Origin of the sequence: Rickettsia gravesii BWI-1 (genome assembly GCF_000485845.1) — a bacterium.
Classification (GTDB): Bacteria; Pseudomonadota; Alphaproteobacteria; order Rickettsiales; family Rickettsiaceae; genus Rickettsia; species Rickettsia rickettsii.
The window spans coordinates 1-16,350 of record NZ_AWXL01000001.1 but is presented as its reverse complement, the minus strand read 5'-3'; the positions used below and the strand labels follow the sequence as shown (position 1 = coordinate 16,350).

The following is a 16,350-nucleotide window of genomic DNA, read 5'->3' as shown; positions in this document are numbered from 1 at the left end:
ACCTTATGAAAAAATTATCATTTCAGCAAATTATTCTGACATTACAAAATTATTGGCAGGATTATGGCTGTGCAATATTGCAGCCTTACGATGCCCATGTTGGAGCCGGTACGTTTCACCCTGCAACTGTGCTTCACTGCCTTGGTACTAAACCTTGGTCTGTTGCATATGTTCAGCCATCAAGAAGACCAGGGGATAGCAGGTATGGCATGCATCCTAATAGAATGCAGCATTATTATCAGTTTCAAGTTATCTTAAAGCCGTCGCCGGATAATATTCAAGAGTTATATCTTAAAAGCTTAGAATGTTTAGGCATAGATTTAAAAATTCATGATATCAGATTTGTTGAAGATGATTGGGAGTCGCCAACCTTAGGTGCTGCCGGGCTTGGCTGGGAAGTATGGTGTAACGGTATGGAAGTATCGCAATTTACTTATATGCAGCAAATCGGCGGTATTGAATGCCGTCCCGTTGCCGGTGAAATCACTTATGGACTTGAGAGGCTTGCTTTATATATTCAAGGTGTTGATGAAGTAAGAGAGCTTGATTGGAACGGGCAAGTAGGCGAAAAAGCTTTAAAATACGGTGAAGTGGATTTCGAAGCTGAACGGCAATTTTCAAAATATAATTTAGAGCTTGCCGATAGTGAAATGTTACTGCGACATTTCAAGGATAGCGAAGACCAGTGTGAGAGATTAATCAAAGCTAATTTACCTATGCCGGCTTATGATGAATGCCTTAAGGCAAGTCATGCATTTAATCAACTAAATGCACTTGGAGTAATTAGCGTCACTGAGCGTGCTTCTTATGTTTTAAGAGTGCGTCATTTAGCTAGAATTTGTTGTACAAAATGGTTGGAGATGAACAAGTGAGCGAGTTATTATTAGAGCTATTTAGCGAAGAAATTCCGGCTTTTATGCAAAGAAATGCTGAAGAGGGTTATTTAAATATATTCACGAAAATTTTTGAAGAAAACGAAATATTTGCAAAAGTACAAGTATTCGCGGGACCTCGCAGGGTAACGTTGCATGCTACCCATTTGCCAAAGATAACTTTGCCAAAAGAGGAAGAAATTAAAGGACCAAGCATAGAAGCTCCGGAAGCTGCTATTAACGGCTTTTGTAAAGCTCATAATGTTAGTAAATTAGAGCTTTCTACTAAATTAATTAGTAATCAGCTATATTATTTCTTTGTCAAAAAAACAGAAGAAAGAGAAATAAAAGAGATTTTGCCGGAGATTATTATAGAGGCTATTAATAAATATAGCTGGGCAAAATCGATGTTTTGGGGTGATTACAAAATAAAATGGATTAGACCTCTGCGAAATATTTTATGCATATTTGACGGCGAAATATTACCGATACAATTTGGGTATTTAACCGCTAATAATATTACGTATGGGCATCGTCTTACTGATAATAAAAAATTAGAAGTAACAGATTTTGAAGATTATAGAAATAAGCTTTTAGAAAATCATGTTATTTTAGAAAGAGCAAAGAGAGAGGCAATAATTAAAACCGGTTTACTGGAACTAGCAAATTCTCATGATTTAATTATAAAAGGAGATAATCGTTTAGTAGAAGAAGTAGCAGGGCTTAGCGAATTTCCTGTTGTACTGCTTGGAAAAATCCCGCAAAAATTTTTAGAGTTACCTAAAGAAGTACTTATTTCTTCGATGCGTACGCATCAGAAATATTTTTGTTTATTTGATAAAACAGGAAATTTCACACCGTATTTTCTCTTTGTTAGTAATGGCAGATTTACAAATGCTGAACTAGTTATTCAAGGTAACGAGAAAGTTCTATCGGCACGTCTTTCGGATGCTTTATATTTTTGTAAGCAGGATATGGCTAAAACTTTAGAATCAAGATTAGGCCAATTAGAAGCTGTAACATTTCATGCAAAGCTTGGTAATTTAAGAGAAAAAATTGAACGCATAACCGATATTTGTAATTATATAGCTCCAAATAATAAGGATTTGATTACAGCAGCTAGACTTTGCAAAAGTGATCTTGTTTCTGAGATGGTCGGGGAATTTCCTGATTTACAGGGGATTATGGGTTATTATTATGCAAAACATGAAGGGCTAAATGCAGAAATAGCCGCTGCAATTAGAGACCATTATAAACCGCAAGGTTTGAGCGACAATGTACCAAGCGGAAATGCGGCTTTACTTGCTTTAGCCGATAAGATAGATAGTTTAGTAGGTTTGATGATAGCAGGGGAAGCACCAACAGGTTCAGGTGATCCATATGCCTTAAGACGTCAAGCTCTTGGTATAATAAGAATAATACTTGAAAATAAATTAGAGCTAAATTTTAATGATTTAATTAATTTTTCTATAAACTTATATAAAGATTCATCTGACGAAAATAAGAATTTAATAATATCTTTTTTTGAAGAAAGAGCAAAATTTTACTTTAAAAATGACTATGATATTGCGTTAATTAATGCAGTTCTTGACTTAAATTTAGTAGATACAAACTTTAAGCTTGATGCGTTAAAAGAATTTTTAATAGAAAACGCAGGCAAGCAATTATTAAATGCTTACAAACGAGCTAGCAATATAGTTGGTGATCAGAAAATTACCGGCTTAGTTGATGCGAGTCTCTTTAGTACACAACCTGAAAAAGAATTATTTGAAGTAATCCAAAAAATTTCTCCGCAAATTATAGATAGTATAGCTGATAAAGATTATAAGAAAGCCTTAAATTTATTATCGTCTCTATTAACTCCCATTACTAGCTTTTTTGATAATCTACTTGTTAATGACTCTGATCCAAAGATCGCTCAAAATCGTTTGTCGTTATTACAGAATATTTGCGAATTATTTGATAAAGTAGTTAAGTTTAACCGCTTATGATAAACAAAGCAGTTCAATTTATAAAATCAGGTAAAGTGGTTGTTTTTCCGACTGAAACAGTCTATGGGATTGGTGCGGATGCCACAAATAATGAGGCGTGTTTAAAGATTTTTCAGTTCAAAGAGCGCCCTGCTATCAATCCGCTTATCGTGCATGTCTCCTCCATAGAGCAAGCAAAGGAAATAGGGGAGTTTGACGATTTAGCTACAAAAATAGCAGAAAAATTTTGGTCTGGACCATTATCTATAGTTGTCCCTTTAAAAGAGAATGCAAATATTGCCCCTAGCGTAACAGCAGGACTAAATACCATAGCACTTCGGATACCGTCTTATCCTGTAGCGTTAGAGCTTATCAGACAATCAGGCATACCTATAGCTGCCCCAAGTGCTAACCCTTCAAACTATATTAGTCCGACTAACGCTGAGCATGTCACAAAACATTTTAAGGATAATCAGGAAATTTTTATTTTAGCACCTGAAATCTATCAATCTAAATATGGGCTAGAGTCAACGATAATCGATACAACAACTGTTACTCCTACTATTCTTAGAGAAGGGTTTATAACTGCTGAAATTTTAGGAGAAATACTAGGGATAGAAGTTTTAAAAGCATCAGAGACAAGTACTATAAAGGCTCCGGGAATGCTTGCAAAACACTATTCACCAAAAGTACCGGTTAGGCTAAATGCTATAAATTTAGAGGATAAAGAAATCGGATTAAATTTTGGCAATAGCAATCTTACAGGAAGATTTTCATTAAACTTAAGTGTAAAAGGTGACTTTATAGAAGCCGCTGCAAATCTTTATGCTTATTTAAGAATACTTGACGATTATGCTGCATCTTATGATGTAAGAGGTATAGCAGTTAGCCCTATACCTCAAGTGAATATAGGGGCTGCAATTAATGATCGCCTAAAACGTGCCGCAAAATCATAAATTTTGGCGTTCTATTCACCTTAATAGCTTTTTGATGATATTTGGTAATTACATAGTTATCGTGCGGTTTTAAATAATCATTTTTATTTATAATTTCAAAATTACCGTTCTGCTGTATAACTCTATTGCTTCATAAAAATAATTTTCGATATCGGAAGCAAATACTAAATTACCATTGTCTTTTAGCTTATCTTGTAAAATCTTAAGTCTTTCTTTATTGAAAATACGTTTCTTTTTTTGCTTATTTTTTATCCATGGATCGGGAAATAAAATATAAATTCCATCAAGGCTATTTACTTGGTATCTCTTGGTATCTCATTTAATATTAAATCCAAATTATTAGGGAATAATAAAAAATTCGTGATATTTTGTTCGTCTGCAAGCTTTAAAACATTTGCAACTTCGTTTAAATATACCTTCTACCCCAATAAATAAGTGCATTAGGATTCATTTTAGCTTGATTAATGAAATGCTCACCCATACCAAAGCCTATCTCAAGAAATACTTTACGTTTTTCATTTACAAGCTTTTCTTTAGAAAATAAATATTTTGGTAGTTCGTTATCTAATAAATTCTGTTACACTCCTGATAAGCTTTTACCGATACGTCTTGCATATGACCGATTGAGATTAATAGGAGTAAATAATATTACCCTACTGTGACCTTGTAGATCCTTATAAACGCTTTCAATATTATAACCATGATCTAAGAAAATTTGGGTTACCGCTTCTTCCTGTTTAAACCCTATTTCTAATATAATCTTACCGTTTGGTTTTAAGAATTGTTTTGCATTTTCGGCGATGAGAAAGTAAGCTTGCAGTCCGTCTTTTTCAGCAAATAAAGCAATAGACGGTTCATAATTGATTGTTTCAATTGCCATCTCTGATTTTTCGCTGTGAGCTATATATGGCGGGTTGCTAACGATAAAATCAAATTTCTGAGTTTCAATATTCTCAAACCAATTACTGTGAATAATCTGAATGCGATCCGTTACCTCATATTTTGCCGCATTACTTTTGATAATTTCTATAGCATCAAGACTTATATCGGTCGCAATTACATTAGCATTCGGTAACTCGCATAATAGACTGATAGCAATGCAGCCGCTACCTGTGCCAAGTTCTAGGATATTTAATTTGTCATTCCCGCTTTCGCGGGGATGACATTGAAATACAACATCCACCAAAACTTCAGTATCGCTTCTTGGAATTAATACATGTTTATTAACAATAAATTCACGTGAGTAAAATTCTTTAACACCTGTAATATATACTATCGGTTCATGCTTTAATCTTCTCTCTAACAGTTTTTCAAAAGCTTCTATCTCGGCTTCATTTAACTGCTCATCAAGATTAATAAGTAAATACTCAATAGGTTTATTTATAACATGCTGTAGTAAAATTCGTGCTTCTAATTGCGGCGAACTAATACCTATTTTATTTAATTTATCTGTAGCGTCACTAAGAACTTGCTTTATAGAACATTGCATGGAAAGTTTTATTTTCTGCCAAAATTTTTCATTTCTAAAATCTCATCTACACTACCTAGCGGTGCTCGTTTTTTAAGTTCAGTAAATTCACGAAATATATTATTATCAAATTTATTCTTATAATATTCGGGTTCTATAGAGTTATAATATCTATTTTAAGATAATTTTTGGTTTTAGGTATTTTAATTATTTTCATAAACCGTTTTATGTTATTATATCACCAATTATTTCTGAATAATATTCATGTTCTATATAGCTATTTTTAAAGCTAAGATTTGCTAATGTTTCTAAATCACAAGTGATTAAAGGTTCTTGTTCGTGTTGATTTTTTAATAAATAAGGACTAGTACAAAACCAAGCGAACTCTCCTTTTATCTGGTCAGCAGTTAGTTTATTTAGTACTTCACTATTTTTCCCATACAAAATAAAGTCAGAAAAAGCACCATATCCTGCTTCGGTAAATTTTATGGGAGCTTTCTTCTCACCTAAAATGTCTTGTTGATTTTTTAAAATATATTCTAAATAAGCTTTAAAATAATGCTTATACTCTTGTCCCTCATATCGTGTACACTTAGTATTTTGATATTTAGATTTTGATTCCTCTAAAGATTCTTGCGGTATTTTTGTGTCTTGATGTCCTATATATATTTTATCTAAAATTTGTTTTTTCTCATATTCTTTAATAATAATATGAGTCATATTTTTTGTTGGAACAGTAATCATATATTCTTTTTTGCTAGGATAAATAATCTCTGCACATTTAGCAATAAAACCATGAAGTTTAAGCGAAAGACTTGAATGTTTTTTAGTATTATTATAGTCATATATTGGAGCTTTTGTTATTCCTATATGTGAAATAAAATTTGCGTTTTGGAAGTTGCCATAGTTATAATCATTTCTACCAATGGTATATCAATACTACTTTTCTGTTCCCATGCTTTATTATAGGTAAAAACTACATATACATCTGTTAAATCTTGGTCATGATATTCTATGCTAGAGAGTCAAAAGCATCTAGTCCCATAAAAGCTTTTCTATATTCTTTTTTCCCGGACTGGTTTATAAACTCCCCCTGTTTCTTTGAGAAATTTTGCCAAGTAGTTACATTTACTCCATTAACGTTTATCACATAAAAATGTAAATCATCTTCTACTTCATAATGATAAGTTTCTGATTTTACTTCTTGTGCTTTATATAGCTTTGTAAAAAGATGTTGTAAATTAGAATATTTTTCATCTATTTTACTGAAATCAAATTCAGAGAAAATCCGCAGAGCTTGCATATATTGCATGTCTATATTATCAGGTGCTTTTGTTTCTTTGCATGCAACTTTTATAAATTTATTTAATTGTTCTTCTTGCTCATTAAAATCATTTTTTTTTAATTCTTCTAAAAATTTTTTTAATAAAATTTCTTTCCTATAATTTGCATCATCAATATACGTACTATTATTAATATCTATGCCTGTTTTTAATCTTAGAGAAAGAATTTCATTGACGAATTCAGAAATTTTAATTTCATGTTCTATACTATATTGGGAAGAGCTAGCAATTTTTATAGATTGCGGTTTAAAAGATAAATTATTACCTAATTTTAAAATAAAATCTTTTACTTCTGGCCAATCTCTATAATTTGATATATCTAAGGAAAATAATTTTGTCTGTGGCGGTACTTAAATCTTGCAGAAAAGTAAAAATCTCTTCTAAGCTCGCTTTTTGTTTTCTAAGGTTTAAAATATCCTCTCCCATAGAATATAAGGCTTCTTCTAATTTAGCATTAGCTTTTTTCATTTTAAATATTAATCCTTAATATTATATTTAAAAATTAATATTTTGTCAATTATAAATTAATTATCTCTTCCATATCCCTTGGCAACTCACAAGAAAATTCCATAATCTCATTACTAGTCGGATGAGTAAAACTTAAATACCAAGAATGCAGGGCTTGACGTTTAAAATCAATTAATTTTGCTTTTAGTTCAGGGGGAGAATGAGCAATTTTTCGGTCGTTATTGCCGTAAGTTTGGTCGCCGACTACCGAATGCTTTAAATGGCTTAGCTGTACTCTAATTTGGTGAGTTCTACCTGTACTAAGCTTGCACCCCACCATACTAATACTACCTTTATAAAATAATTCTAGAGTCTTATAATGTGTAACGGCTTCTTTGCCGCCATATTTTAATATGGTCATTTTTTGGCGATCGCTTCGGCTGCGACCTATATTATTCTTAATGACTCCTTCTAGCGGATTTATTACTCCCCACACTAACACTTTATATTTCCGTATTACCTGCCTTTGTTCTATCTGATTTGCAAGTAGCATATGTGCTTTATTATTTTTAGCAACTACCATCAAGCCCGTAGTGTCTTTATCTAAACGATGTACTATCCCGGGTCTTTCTGATGAGCCGATATCCGATAAGTTTTTTGTATGATGTAATAAAGCATTAACAAGCGTATCGTCATGATGCCCTGCTCCCGGGTGTACCGTCATACCTGCAGCTTTGTTAATTACTATCAAATCATCGTCTTCATATATTATATCAAGTGCTACATTTGCTGCTGCAATTTTTAGCTCTTCAGGTTCTTTAAAAGAAAATAATATAATATCATTCTCCTTGACCAAAACATCAGGATCAGAAATAATTACATCATTAACTAGTACTTGCGAATCTTTAATAGCTTTTTGGATTTGATTCCTTGAAACATTTTCAAGAAGCGATGATAGAGCTTTATCAAGCCTTATGCCATTTAGTTCGTGTGGTACGGAATATTTTAACATATTTTATTTAAGATAATGAATAATACGCTTAAATGGTTAAGTGCAATCGGTGTTGAATATTATTGCCATGAACATCCAACGCAATTAAAGGTACGTAATAATACTGAACTAACTGAAAAGCCACAAGTAAAACTTATGTCTACAAAAGAAACTACATTCAATATGAATGATAAAGTTCATGATAATATGACCCTAGCAAGATCTCTTGCCGATAAAGCTAATAATATCGAAGAACTAAAAGAATCTCTACTAAATTTTAATGGTTGTGAACTTAAGAAATTTGCTACTAATACGGTTTTCGGTGACGGTAATTTGGAAGCTAAAATTATGTTAATAGGCGAAGCCCCGGGAAGTACCGAAGATTTGAAAGGAATACCTTTTTACGGCGAAAGTGGCAATTTACTTGATAATATGCTACACGCTATCGGAATTTCACGAAAAAATAACGCTTATATTACTAATACGGTATTTTGGCGTCCTCCTGCTAATAGACAACCGACGTTCGAAGAAGTCGATATTTGTAGACCTTTTGTCGAGAAGCATATTGCTCTTATTAACCCGCAGCTAATTATTCTAGTCGGTAGCACGGCTGCAACTAGCTTACTTGGAAAAAATTCGGGTATTACTAAAATTAGACAAGAATATTATTTTTATACCAATAAATATCTATCCGCTCCTATTCAAACTACGGCAATCTTTCATCCTGCCTATTTACTCCGCCAACCTATGCAAAAACGCACCTCTTGGTATGATTTACTCAAGATTAAGGAGTATTTAGTCAATAATAGACTTCTTGCATAACTTGTACATTAATCTAGTACTCACAGCTTCACGTACTTTTCAAAATAATTTTCTACTGGACAATTAGTTGTATATATGCGACAGTGTAATCATCTCTAGTTAAGCTTAATATGCAAAACACTAAACAAATACAATTTTTATAACAGATAGTCTGCTATTAAATGCAGGTAATAAAGATACTTAAGGCAAAGATATTAAAAAGGCCTTAGAAATAATAGAAGAAGTTTATAAACGAAATTGAGGGTGTTATATGGAAAGTTTACAGATTATTTAAAAGAAAAATTACAAAATGAGGAAATATTAGTAGGGTATATTAATGAAGCGTTAGAGTAATATTTCGTGGATCATAATAATGAGCTATAATGGCTACTTTAAAAGAAGCCATTATAGCAAGAGGAGGTATAGCAAAAATCTCTAAAGAAACTCATATAAATAGACAACATATATATAGAATGTTATCTAGCAAAGGTAATCCAAGTGTCGACAATATAGGATCTTTATTAAACGCTTTAGGCTTGTAGTTGAAAGTAGAAGCATGTGCGTTTTAAATTTTCATTAACCTTGCAAGTTGAGCAAGATATCAAAGAAAATTTTTAAATCCTAATAAATCATAATTCATTTCTAATTTTATTAAATTAGGGTTATACTTACTGATGTATAAAAATAAGGTATATCCATATGACCAATGAAAATAATAATGATTCAGAATTTGCTGAATTAAAAATCAGAGGAAAAATATTTAAATTACCGATACTTAAAGCAAGTATCGGTGAGGATGTAATCGATATAAGTATGGTATCTGCGGAAGCCGATTGCTTTACTTACGACCCGGGTTTTATGTCTACTGCTTCTTGTCAGTCTACTATCACCTATATAGACGGTGATAAAGGAATCTTGCGGCATCGAGGATATGATATTAAAGACTTAGCTGAGAAAAGTGATTTTTTAGAAGTGGCTTATTTACTGATTTATGGAGAACTACCAAGTGGCGAGCAGTATAATAATTTCACTAAACAGGTTGCTCATCATTCATTAGTGAATGAAAGATTACACTATTTATTTCAAACCTTTTGTAGCTCTTCTCATCCTATGGCTATTATGCTTGCGGCTGTCGGTTCTCTTTCGGCATTTTATCCTGATTTATTGAATTTTAAGGAAGCAGATTACGAACTTACCGCTATTAGAATGATTGCTAAGATACCTACCATCGCCGCAATGTCTTATAAATATTCTATAGGACAACCGTTTATTTATCCTGATAATTCGTTAGATTTTACCGAAAATTTTCTGCATATGATGTTTGCAACGCCTTGTACGAAATATAAAGTAAATCCAATAATAAAAAATGCTCTTAATAAGATATTTATCCTACATGCCGATCATGAGCAGAATGCTTCTACTTCAACAGTCCGAATTGCTGGTTCATCCGGAGCTAACCCTTTTGCTTGTATTAGCACGGGTATTGCCTCACTTTGGGGACCTGCTCACGGCGGGGCTAATGAAGCGGTAATAAATATGCTTAAAAAAATTGGTAGTTCTGAGTATATTCCTAAATACATAGCTAAAGCTAAGGATAAAAATGATCCATTTAGGTTAATGGGTTTTGGTCATCGTGTATATAAAAACTATGACCCGCGTGCCGCAGTACTTAAAAAAACGTGCAAAGAAGTATTAAAGGAACTCGGGCAGCTAGACAACAATCCGCTCTTACAAATAGCAATAGAACTTGAAGCTATCGCTCTTAAAGATGAATATTTTATTGAGAGAAAATTATATCCAAATGTTGATTTTTATTCGGGTATTATCTATAAAGCTATGGGTATACCGTCGCAAATGTTCACGGTACTTTTTGCAATAGCAAGAACCGTAGGCTGGATGGCACAATGGAAAGAAATGCACGAAGATCCTGAACAAAAAATCAGCAGACCTAGACAGCTTTACACCGGTTATGTACATAGAGAGTATAAGGGTATTCGGGAGAGGTAAACATTGTCGTCATTGCGAGCGACTGCAAGGAACGTAGCAATCTCAAGAGATTTGATGAGATTACCACGTCGCTTCGCTCCTCGCAATGACGTTGAAAATATAAATCATATGCATTTTATTGATGAAGTTAAAATATATATAAAAGGTGGGAACGGCGGCAATGGTTGTGTTAGTTTCCATCGTGAGAAATTTATTGACAGAGGTGGACCGGACGGTGGTGATGGTGGACGTGGCGGTAGTGTTATTTTCAGGAGTAATCACCATCTTAATACGCTAGTAAATTATCGATATAAACAGCATTTTACCGCAGAAAACGGCGAAAACGGTAAAGATTCAAATAGAAGCGGTAAATCAGGAAAATCATTAGTTCTTGATGTTCCGATCGGTACTCAAATCTTTTCCGAGGACGGCAATATATTATTGCATGATTTTACTGTGGATGATCAAAGCTTTGAAATAATTAAAGGAGGAAGTGGCGGTCTTGGTAACAGCCATTTCAAATCGTCGGTTAATCAAGCTCCAAGAAAGCGTACGGAAGGAGAAATTGCTAAAGAAATGTGGATTCATTTAAGTTTAAAACTTCTCTCTGATGTTGGGCTTGTGGGGCTTCCAAATGCCGGTAAATCTACTTTTTTATCCGTTGTAACGGCAGCCAAGCCTAAAATTGCCGATTATCCCTTTACTACTTTAGTGCCGAATCTTGGAGTGGTATATGTTGATGACGAAGAGTTTGTCATAGCCGATATTCCTGGCTTAATTGAGGGGGCTCATCAAGGTCATGGACTTGGCGATAAATTCTTAAAGCATATAGAAAGATGTAATGTATTAATACATTTAATAGACGGTTCTAGTAATGATGTAGTTGCAGATTATAATACAGTACGTCTTGAGCTTGAATCATATTCCGATTATCTAAAAAATAAAATCGAAATCATATGTCTTAATAAATACGATGTTCTCACAGATGAGGAAATACAGGAAAAAATAAATAAGTTGCGGAAAGTTACTAATAAAGAAGTTTTTCCTATCTCTACCTACACTAATGCTGGAGTAAATAAAATAGTTAAACTTGCTTTAGAGACTATAAAAAATCAGGAGTAATACTACTAGGTATTGCCTGCGAGGATTTCTGAGATTGCCACGCTCACTAAAGTTCGCTCGCAATGACGACTTGATATCCACGCAATAATATCCCCTTGCAATGACAATTAATAAACTTTAAATTAAAGTAATACGTTGCTCTTCTGCTTCTAGATATTTCTCTAGCTCTTCCTTAGTATATTTCTTTTCTTTAAGCTTTATTTCGTGATTAAATATATATTGTACAGCTTTATCTTCTAAGGCAGGACCTTTAAGTCCTTCAATTGCTTTAGGATTATTTTTATAAAAATCAAATATCATATTTTCCTGCCCAGGAAAATTACGTGCTTGTTGCATAATAACTTTTCTTAAATCATCAGGCTCTAATTGCAAATTTTTAGATTTTGCATATTCAGCAAGTAATAAGCCTATTCGCACACGGCGTAGGGCTAATTTATTATAATATGCTGTTATTTCTTTAGAGGATTTATCTTTCAATAATGATTCATCTTGTTCATTTTTATCGGCTCCGGACTTTATAATATTTTTTTCTTGCTCTAATAAAGATTTCGGTACATCAAAATCTAACAATTTTTCTAACTTATCAAATAAGTTCATTTTCATTATAGTATTAATAGCTTCTTCCGACTCATTTTCTATTTGTTTCGTAAAATGTGTACGCAATTCTTCAAGGCTATTACTTTGGAATTTTTTAGCAAATTCGTCATCGATAACGGTAGGTTCTGCAGTATGTACTGCTTTAATTTGTACTACAAAACGAGCATCCTTACCTGCTAAATCTTTAGCATGGTAATTTTCAGGAAAAGTAACATTAACATCTACTTCACTACCTGTTTTAGAACCTATTAATTGTTTCTCAAAACCGGGAATAAGTGCATTACTACCTATTATTACCTTAAAATCATTTAATTTACCGTCCTCAAAAGCTTTCTCCTTGATGTACCCGATTGCATCAATAGTAACCTGATCTCCATCTTTTATTTTTGCTTTACTTTCTTTAGTATAATTTTTTGTTAATGCGGCAAGTTTTTCTAGTTGTTCTTCAACATCTTTAGAGTTTACTTCTAATTTTGGACGATCTAGTGAGATTTTTTTTAAATCCGGAATAGTAATTTTAGGTAATAGCTCTATTTTTACGGTAAATTCTAAAGCTTTATCGGATTCGTTTTGTAATTCTTCAATTTTGGGTCTACCGATTATATTTAGATTATGCTCTTTAATAACGTGATTTACTGAATGGTTAATTCTTCTTTCTATTATATCATTCCTGACGGAAGTACCGTATTTTTTCTTAACAATTGAAACCGGTACTTTACCGGCTCTAAAACCTGCTATTTTAACTTTTTGGGTTAAATCAAGTAATTCTTTTTGAATATCGTCATCTATCTCACTTAAAGGAGTAGAAATTCTTGCATGAAAATCCAATCCTTCGTTTTTTAATACGGTAATTCCCATTTTAATAATCCATTAATTCTGTATATAGTTTGCTAATCAAAATAAACAAAATAAACTAAAGAGCTGAAATATGCAATAGTTTTTGTAAAATCCCATCAGGATTAGGCATTGCTAACTGTGAGTTTCGCAGAACTCACCTTTGCTGGTATATAGTCGTCTATTTTTGCAATCACTAATTATTTCGCGTTAACACTTAACAGCAATTGAGCCATTTCCATAGCAGTAAGCTCCTGCTTCTTATAATTTTCAAGGGCTTTAATAATTTTGGATATAACAATATTTAGCCCGATTTCCCTTTTTTATTGTATTAATGTTCGGTTCGATGTTTGATATAGTACGTAATAACCTGTTTAATTCGTGTCTATAAATCATTATGATAATTTTTTTCTGCTACTTTATTCTTAGTGCTAAGTAATCGTTTGTCGTTGCTTGTTTGTACTTTTCGTTTTGTTTTGTCAGGATAAGTATTAACAATCCATGTGGCTATTTGAGCATTACTAAATTCTTTTCCTGGATGAGCTTTAAGGAACTCAATAACTGCATTTTTACGGTCAAATTTTTTATTATAATAGACCTCATTATAATTAACCGCTCTATTAGTATTATTAACATAACAATATTTAGTCAAATCTATTTTTGGTATGGTTGTAGGTAATAGCGTCTTCATTTCATTTTTATACAAAAGTATCACTATTGCTTTTGTGTTACTTATCTTGTTAACGCTCATTAATAGCTTATCGTTACTTGTTTGCACTTTTCGAGCAGCCTCTTGAGAGTACGTTTCAACTATCCATACGGCTATTTGGGAAGCAGTAAATTCTTTTCCGGCATTAATCTTAAGAAACTTAATAATTGCGGATTTAAGATCAAATATCTCATAGCATTTATTATCATGATTAATTATGTTATTAATATTGTTAACATAATAATATCTAAACCAGCGTCCTCTCTTGGTTATTTTAATTTTCGGTTCTATTTTTTGTATAGCGTTCAATAGCTTATTCAATTCATTTCTATAAATCATGATAATAATTTTTCTCTTTCTTACTTTGCTTTTAGCATTAAGTAATCGTTTATCATTGCTTGCTTCCTCTTTTTTCTTTGCTTCTTCAGGATAAGTATCAACTAGCCAGGTTGCTATTTTAGAGCAGTAAACTCTTTGCCGGCATGAGTTTTAAGAGTTTAATAATTGCAGTTTTGCGGTCAAAAAAAGACATATTCGGTAATTATATTAAGTTAAAATTCATATTACTTTATTTTTTAAACATTGCTAAATTAAAGATGGATATTGTCATGAGCTAAGCGACTAGCCGTAGTCGATTTTGTAGAAGTACTTTTTTCTTTTTTGTTATTGCTCGTTTGTTCTTTATCTGAGTTAACTTTAAAAGCTCAATAATTACAGCTTTGTATTGAAATTTTGCAGAAAAAATAAATTATAAATTCTTCAAAGTAAACAAATTAATTATATAGAAATAAAAAATTAATATTATAGTGGTATAAAAATACAACTATTTTTTAAATTATATAAAGATAAGGTATTTATGGGGTAACCCTTTATTTTTTAAAAAGAATTTAAAGGGTTATATCTTACTTTTTTTAGAGTATATTTCAATAAACTAGATGATTTAGGAGCAAAAGCAAGTAAATAAATTGGGTATAAGATTTGTGGCATTGTTAACCAAAGATAGATATCATTATGAGCTAAACAACTGAAAGCATTGTTGCGTAGAGGCCAAATCGTCATTGCGAAGCGCGAAGCGACGTGGCAATCCAAAAAAATAATTAAAAAAATTCTGATTTACAGAATTTTTTACTGGATTGCTTCGTCGAATTACTACGTAATTCTTCTCGTAATGACGGAAAATCGATCCACGCAACAATGCCACGCAGGAATGACATTAAGAGCATTTGTTATTAGACTGCTTAGTCAATTACTGCGTAATTTTCCTCACAATGGCGTTAAGCAATAAGATTTAAGCGTACTTCTTCGTTAAATTCTTTAGCAGAAGATAATTCTATATCAAGTTCGGCAAATATCTGCACTAAAGCTACAGATAAATCATTGATCATTTTGTCGGTATGGGCAGGGGTTGGGATGATTCGGAGGCGTTCCGTACCTCTCGGTACGGTTGGAAAATTGATATGTTGAACGTAAATACCGTATTCATTAAGGAGCATATTTGAGGCTTTCGCCGCTTTAATCGGATCACCAATAATTATCGGCACTATATGACTTTCATTTTTCAAATAAGGTATATTAAAACGTTCAAAAGAATTTTTAAGTTTTGTAACTACTTTTTGATGTTTTATTCGTTCTTCATTCGATTCTTTGAGATGTCTAATACTATGCGTTGCAGCGGTAGAAATTACCGGCGGCAATGAAGTAGTGAAAATAAACCCTGGAGCGGTTAGTCTTATAGCGTCGACTAAATTATGGTTGCTAGTGATATAACCGCCGATAGTACCATATGCTTTGGCAAGCGTCCCTTGAATAATATCGATTTGATCACTACAATTAAAAAGCTCGGCAATACCGCCACCCTGTTTACCGTATAAACCGACCGTATGAACTTCATCGATAAAGGTTAAAGCATTATATTTTTTGGCTAAGTTGATTATATCTTTGATAGGTGAGAAAAAACCGTCCATAGAGTAAGCCGATTCAAAAGCAATAATTTTCGGTCTATTAATACCGACTGATTGTAAAAGCTCTTCTAGATGCTTAACGTCTAAATGTCTATATATATATTTCTCGGCTCTTGAACTTGTAATCCCTGCAATTATTGATGCATGATTTAGCTCATCGGAGAAAAATACTATATCCGGTATGATTTTAGCAAGACTTGCAAGCGTTGTATCATTTGCAACAAAACCGGATGTAAAAACTAAAGCTGCTTGCTTTTTGTGTAAATTTGCAAGTTCTTTTTCAAGCTCAAGAA

14 protein-coding genes and 2 pseudogenes are annotated in these 16,350 nt (G+C 32.6%); 7 read left to right on the top strand and 9 right to left on the bottom strand.

From position 1 onward, the window contains the following. Positions 1 to 5 precede the first annotated feature (5 nt). From RGRA_RS0100095 to RGRA_RS0100085, 3 genes are read left to right on the top strand one after another with little or no spacing between them, the layout of a single operon-like run. The gene (locus tag RGRA_RS0100095; RefSeq protein WP_017442748.1) at positions 6 to 872 is read left to right on the top strand and encodes a glycine--tRNA ligase subunit alpha; all 867 of its coding nucleotides are present in this window, start codon (positions 6 to 8) and stop codon (positions 870 to 872) included. After that, positions 869 to 2,863: a glycine--tRNA ligase subunit beta gene (gene glyS, locus RGRA_RS0100090; RefSeq protein WP_024547196.1), complete on the top strand. Its 1,995-nt coding sequence runs from the start codon at positions 869 to 871 to the stop codon at positions 2,861 to 2,863. Before RGRA_RS0100095 ends, glyS begins: the two co-directional genes overlap by 4 nt. Further along, on the top strand, positions 2,860 to 3,798 hold the full coding sequence (locus RGRA_RS0100085) for an L-threonylcarbamoyladenylate synthase (RefSeq protein ID WP_017442746.1): 939 nt from the start codon (positions 2,860 to 2,862) through the stop codon (positions 3,796 to 3,798). Before glyS ends, RGRA_RS0100085 begins: the two co-directional genes overlap by 4 nt. Here RGRA_RS0100085 and trmB read toward each other — a convergent pair. The 6 genes and pseudogenes from trmB to RGRA_RS0100045 form a co-directional block, all read right to left on the bottom strand. Then, a pseudogene (trmB, locus tag RGRA_RS12865) lies at positions 3,764 to 5,287 on the bottom strand (bifunctional peptide chain release factor N(5)-glutamine methyltransferase PrmC/tRNA (guanosine(46)-N7)-methyltransferase TrmB). The gene RGRA_RS0100085 and the pseudogene trmB overlap by 35 nt on opposite strands. Before the next feature lie 8 nt (positions 5,288 to 5,295). Next, a pseudogene (locus tag RGRA_RS12860) lies at positions 5,296 to 5,483 on the bottom strand (hypothetical protein). Between the two features lie 8 nt (positions 5,484 to 5,491). After that, a complete protein-coding gene (locus RGRA_RS12855) occupies positions 5,492 to 6,010 on the bottom strand; it encodes a hypothetical protein (protein WP_017442745.1) in 519 nt (172 codons plus the stop codon). 268 nt (positions 6,011 to 6,278) lie between these two features. Then, positions 6,279 to 6,569: a hypothetical protein gene (locus RGRA_RS12205; RefSeq protein ID WP_017442744.1), complete on the bottom strand. Its 291-nt coding sequence runs from the start codon at positions 6,567 to 6,569 to the stop codon at positions 6,279 to 6,281. A 343-nt stretch (positions 6,570 to 6,912) separates the two neighbouring features. Then, on the bottom strand, positions 6,913 to 7,077 hold the full coding sequence (locus RGRA_RS11595; protein ID WP_157668003.1) for a hypothetical protein: 165 nt from the start codon (positions 7,075 to 7,077) through the stop codon (positions 6,913 to 6,915). 49 nt (positions 7,078 to 7,126) lie between these two features. Continuing rightward, complete coding sequence (locus RGRA_RS0100045) at positions 7,127 to 8,068, bottom strand: RluA family pseudouridine synthase (protein WP_017442743.1); 942 nt, start codon at positions 8,066 to 8,068, stop codon at positions 7,127 to 7,129. Between the two features lie 15 nt (positions 8,069 to 8,083). Here RGRA_RS0100045 and RGRA_RS0100040 point away from each other — a divergent pair, with 15 nt between their 5' ends. The 4 genes from RGRA_RS0100040 to obgE all read left to right on the top strand — a co-directional run bounded on the left by RGRA_RS0100040 (position 8,084) and on the right by obgE (position 11,956). Then, positions 8,084 to 8,869 (top strand): uracil-DNA glycosylase, encoded by a 786-nt coding sequence (locus RGRA_RS0100040; protein WP_017442742.1) that lies wholly within the window; start codon positions 8,084 to 8,086, stop codon positions 8,867 to 8,869. A 362-nt stretch (positions 8,870 to 9,231) separates the two neighbouring features. Then, positions 9,232 to 9,390 (top strand): helix-turn-helix domain-containing transcriptional regulator, encoded by a 159-nt coding sequence (locus RGRA_RS0100035; RefSeq protein ID WP_029662543.1) that lies wholly within the window; start codon positions 9,232 to 9,234, stop codon positions 9,388 to 9,390. 157 nt (positions 9,391 to 9,547) lie between these two features. Continuing rightward, on the top strand, positions 9,548 to 10,855 hold the full coding sequence (locus RGRA_RS0100030; protein WP_017442741.1) for a citrate synthase: 1,308 nt from the start codon (positions 9,548 to 9,550) through the stop codon (positions 10,853 to 10,855). Between the two features lie 108 nt (positions 10,856 to 10,963). Continuing rightward, entirely contained in the window at positions 10,964 to 11,956 is a 993-nt protein-coding gene (obgE, locus tag RGRA_RS0100025; RefSeq protein WP_024547195.1) for a GTPase ObgE, read from the top strand. 117 nt (positions 11,957 to 12,073) lie between these two features. On the opposite strand, the gene tig is transcribed toward obgE, so the two are convergent. From tig to hemA, 3 genes are all read right to left on the bottom strand, one after another. Beyond that, positions 12,074 to 13,411 (bottom strand): trigger factor, encoded by a 1,338-nt coding sequence (gene tig, locus RGRA_RS0100020; protein ID WP_017442739.1) that lies wholly within the window; start codon positions 13,409 to 13,411, stop codon positions 12,074 to 12,076. 361 nt (positions 13,412 to 13,772) lie between these two features. Beyond that, positions 13,773 to 14,435 (bottom strand): hypothetical protein, encoded by a 663-nt coding sequence (locus RGRA_RS12850; RefSeq protein ID WP_236609737.1) that lies wholly within the window; start codon positions 14,433 to 14,435, stop codon positions 13,773 to 13,775. A gap of 935 nt (positions 14,436 to 15,370) precedes the next feature. Then, positions 15,371 to 16,350 (bottom strand): 5-aminolevulinate synthase (gene hemA / locus RGRA_RS0100005; protein ID WP_024547194.1); only part of this gene is annotated, 980 nt, incomplete at its 5' end.

Coding starts and splice junctions, on each gene's coding strand:
- RGRA_RS0100040 (WP_017442742.1), top strand. CDS start 8,084: ATGAATAATACGCTTAAATGGTTAAGTGCAATCGGTGTTGAATATTAT.
- RGRA_RS11595 (WP_157668003.1), bottom strand. CDS start 7,077: ATGAAAAAAGCTAATGCTAAATTAGAAGAAGCCTTATATTCTATGGGA.
- RGRA_RS0100035 (WP_029662543.1), top strand. CDS start 9,232: ATGGCTACTTTAAAAGAAGCCATTATAGCAAGAGGAGGTATAGCAAAA.
- RGRA_RS12855 (WP_017442745.1), bottom strand. CDS start 6,010: ATGATTACTGTTCCAACAAAAAATATGACTCATATTATTATTAAAGAA.
- RGRA_RS12850 (WP_236609737.1), bottom strand. CDS start 14,435: ATGATTTATAGAAATGAATTGAATAAGCTATTGAACGCTATACAAAAA.
- RGRA_RS0100095 (WP_017442748.1), top strand. CDS start 6: ATGAAAAAATTATCATTTCAGCAAATTATTCTGACATTACAAAATTAT.
- RGRA_RS0100085 (WP_017442746.1), top strand. CDS start 2,860: ATGATAAACAAAGCAGTTCAATTTATAAAATCAGGTAAAGTGGTTGTT.
- obgE (WP_024547195.1), top strand. CDS start 10,964: ATGCATTTTATTGATGAAGTTAAAATATATATAAAAGGTGGGAACGGC.
- RGRA_RS0100030 (WP_017442741.1), top strand. CDS start 9,548: ATGACCAATGAAAATAATAATGATTCAGAATTTGCTGAATTAAAAATC.
- tig (WP_017442739.1), bottom strand. CDS start 13,411: ATGGGAATTACCGTATTAAAAAACGAAGGATTGGATTTTCATGCAAGA.
- RGRA_RS0100045 (WP_017442743.1), bottom strand. CDS start 8,068: ATGTTAAAATATTCCGTACCACACGAACTAAATGGCATAAGGCTTGAT.
- RGRA_RS12205 (WP_017442744.1), bottom strand. CDS start 6,569: ATGCAAGCTCTGCGGATTTTCTCTGAATTTGATTTCAGTAAAATAGAT.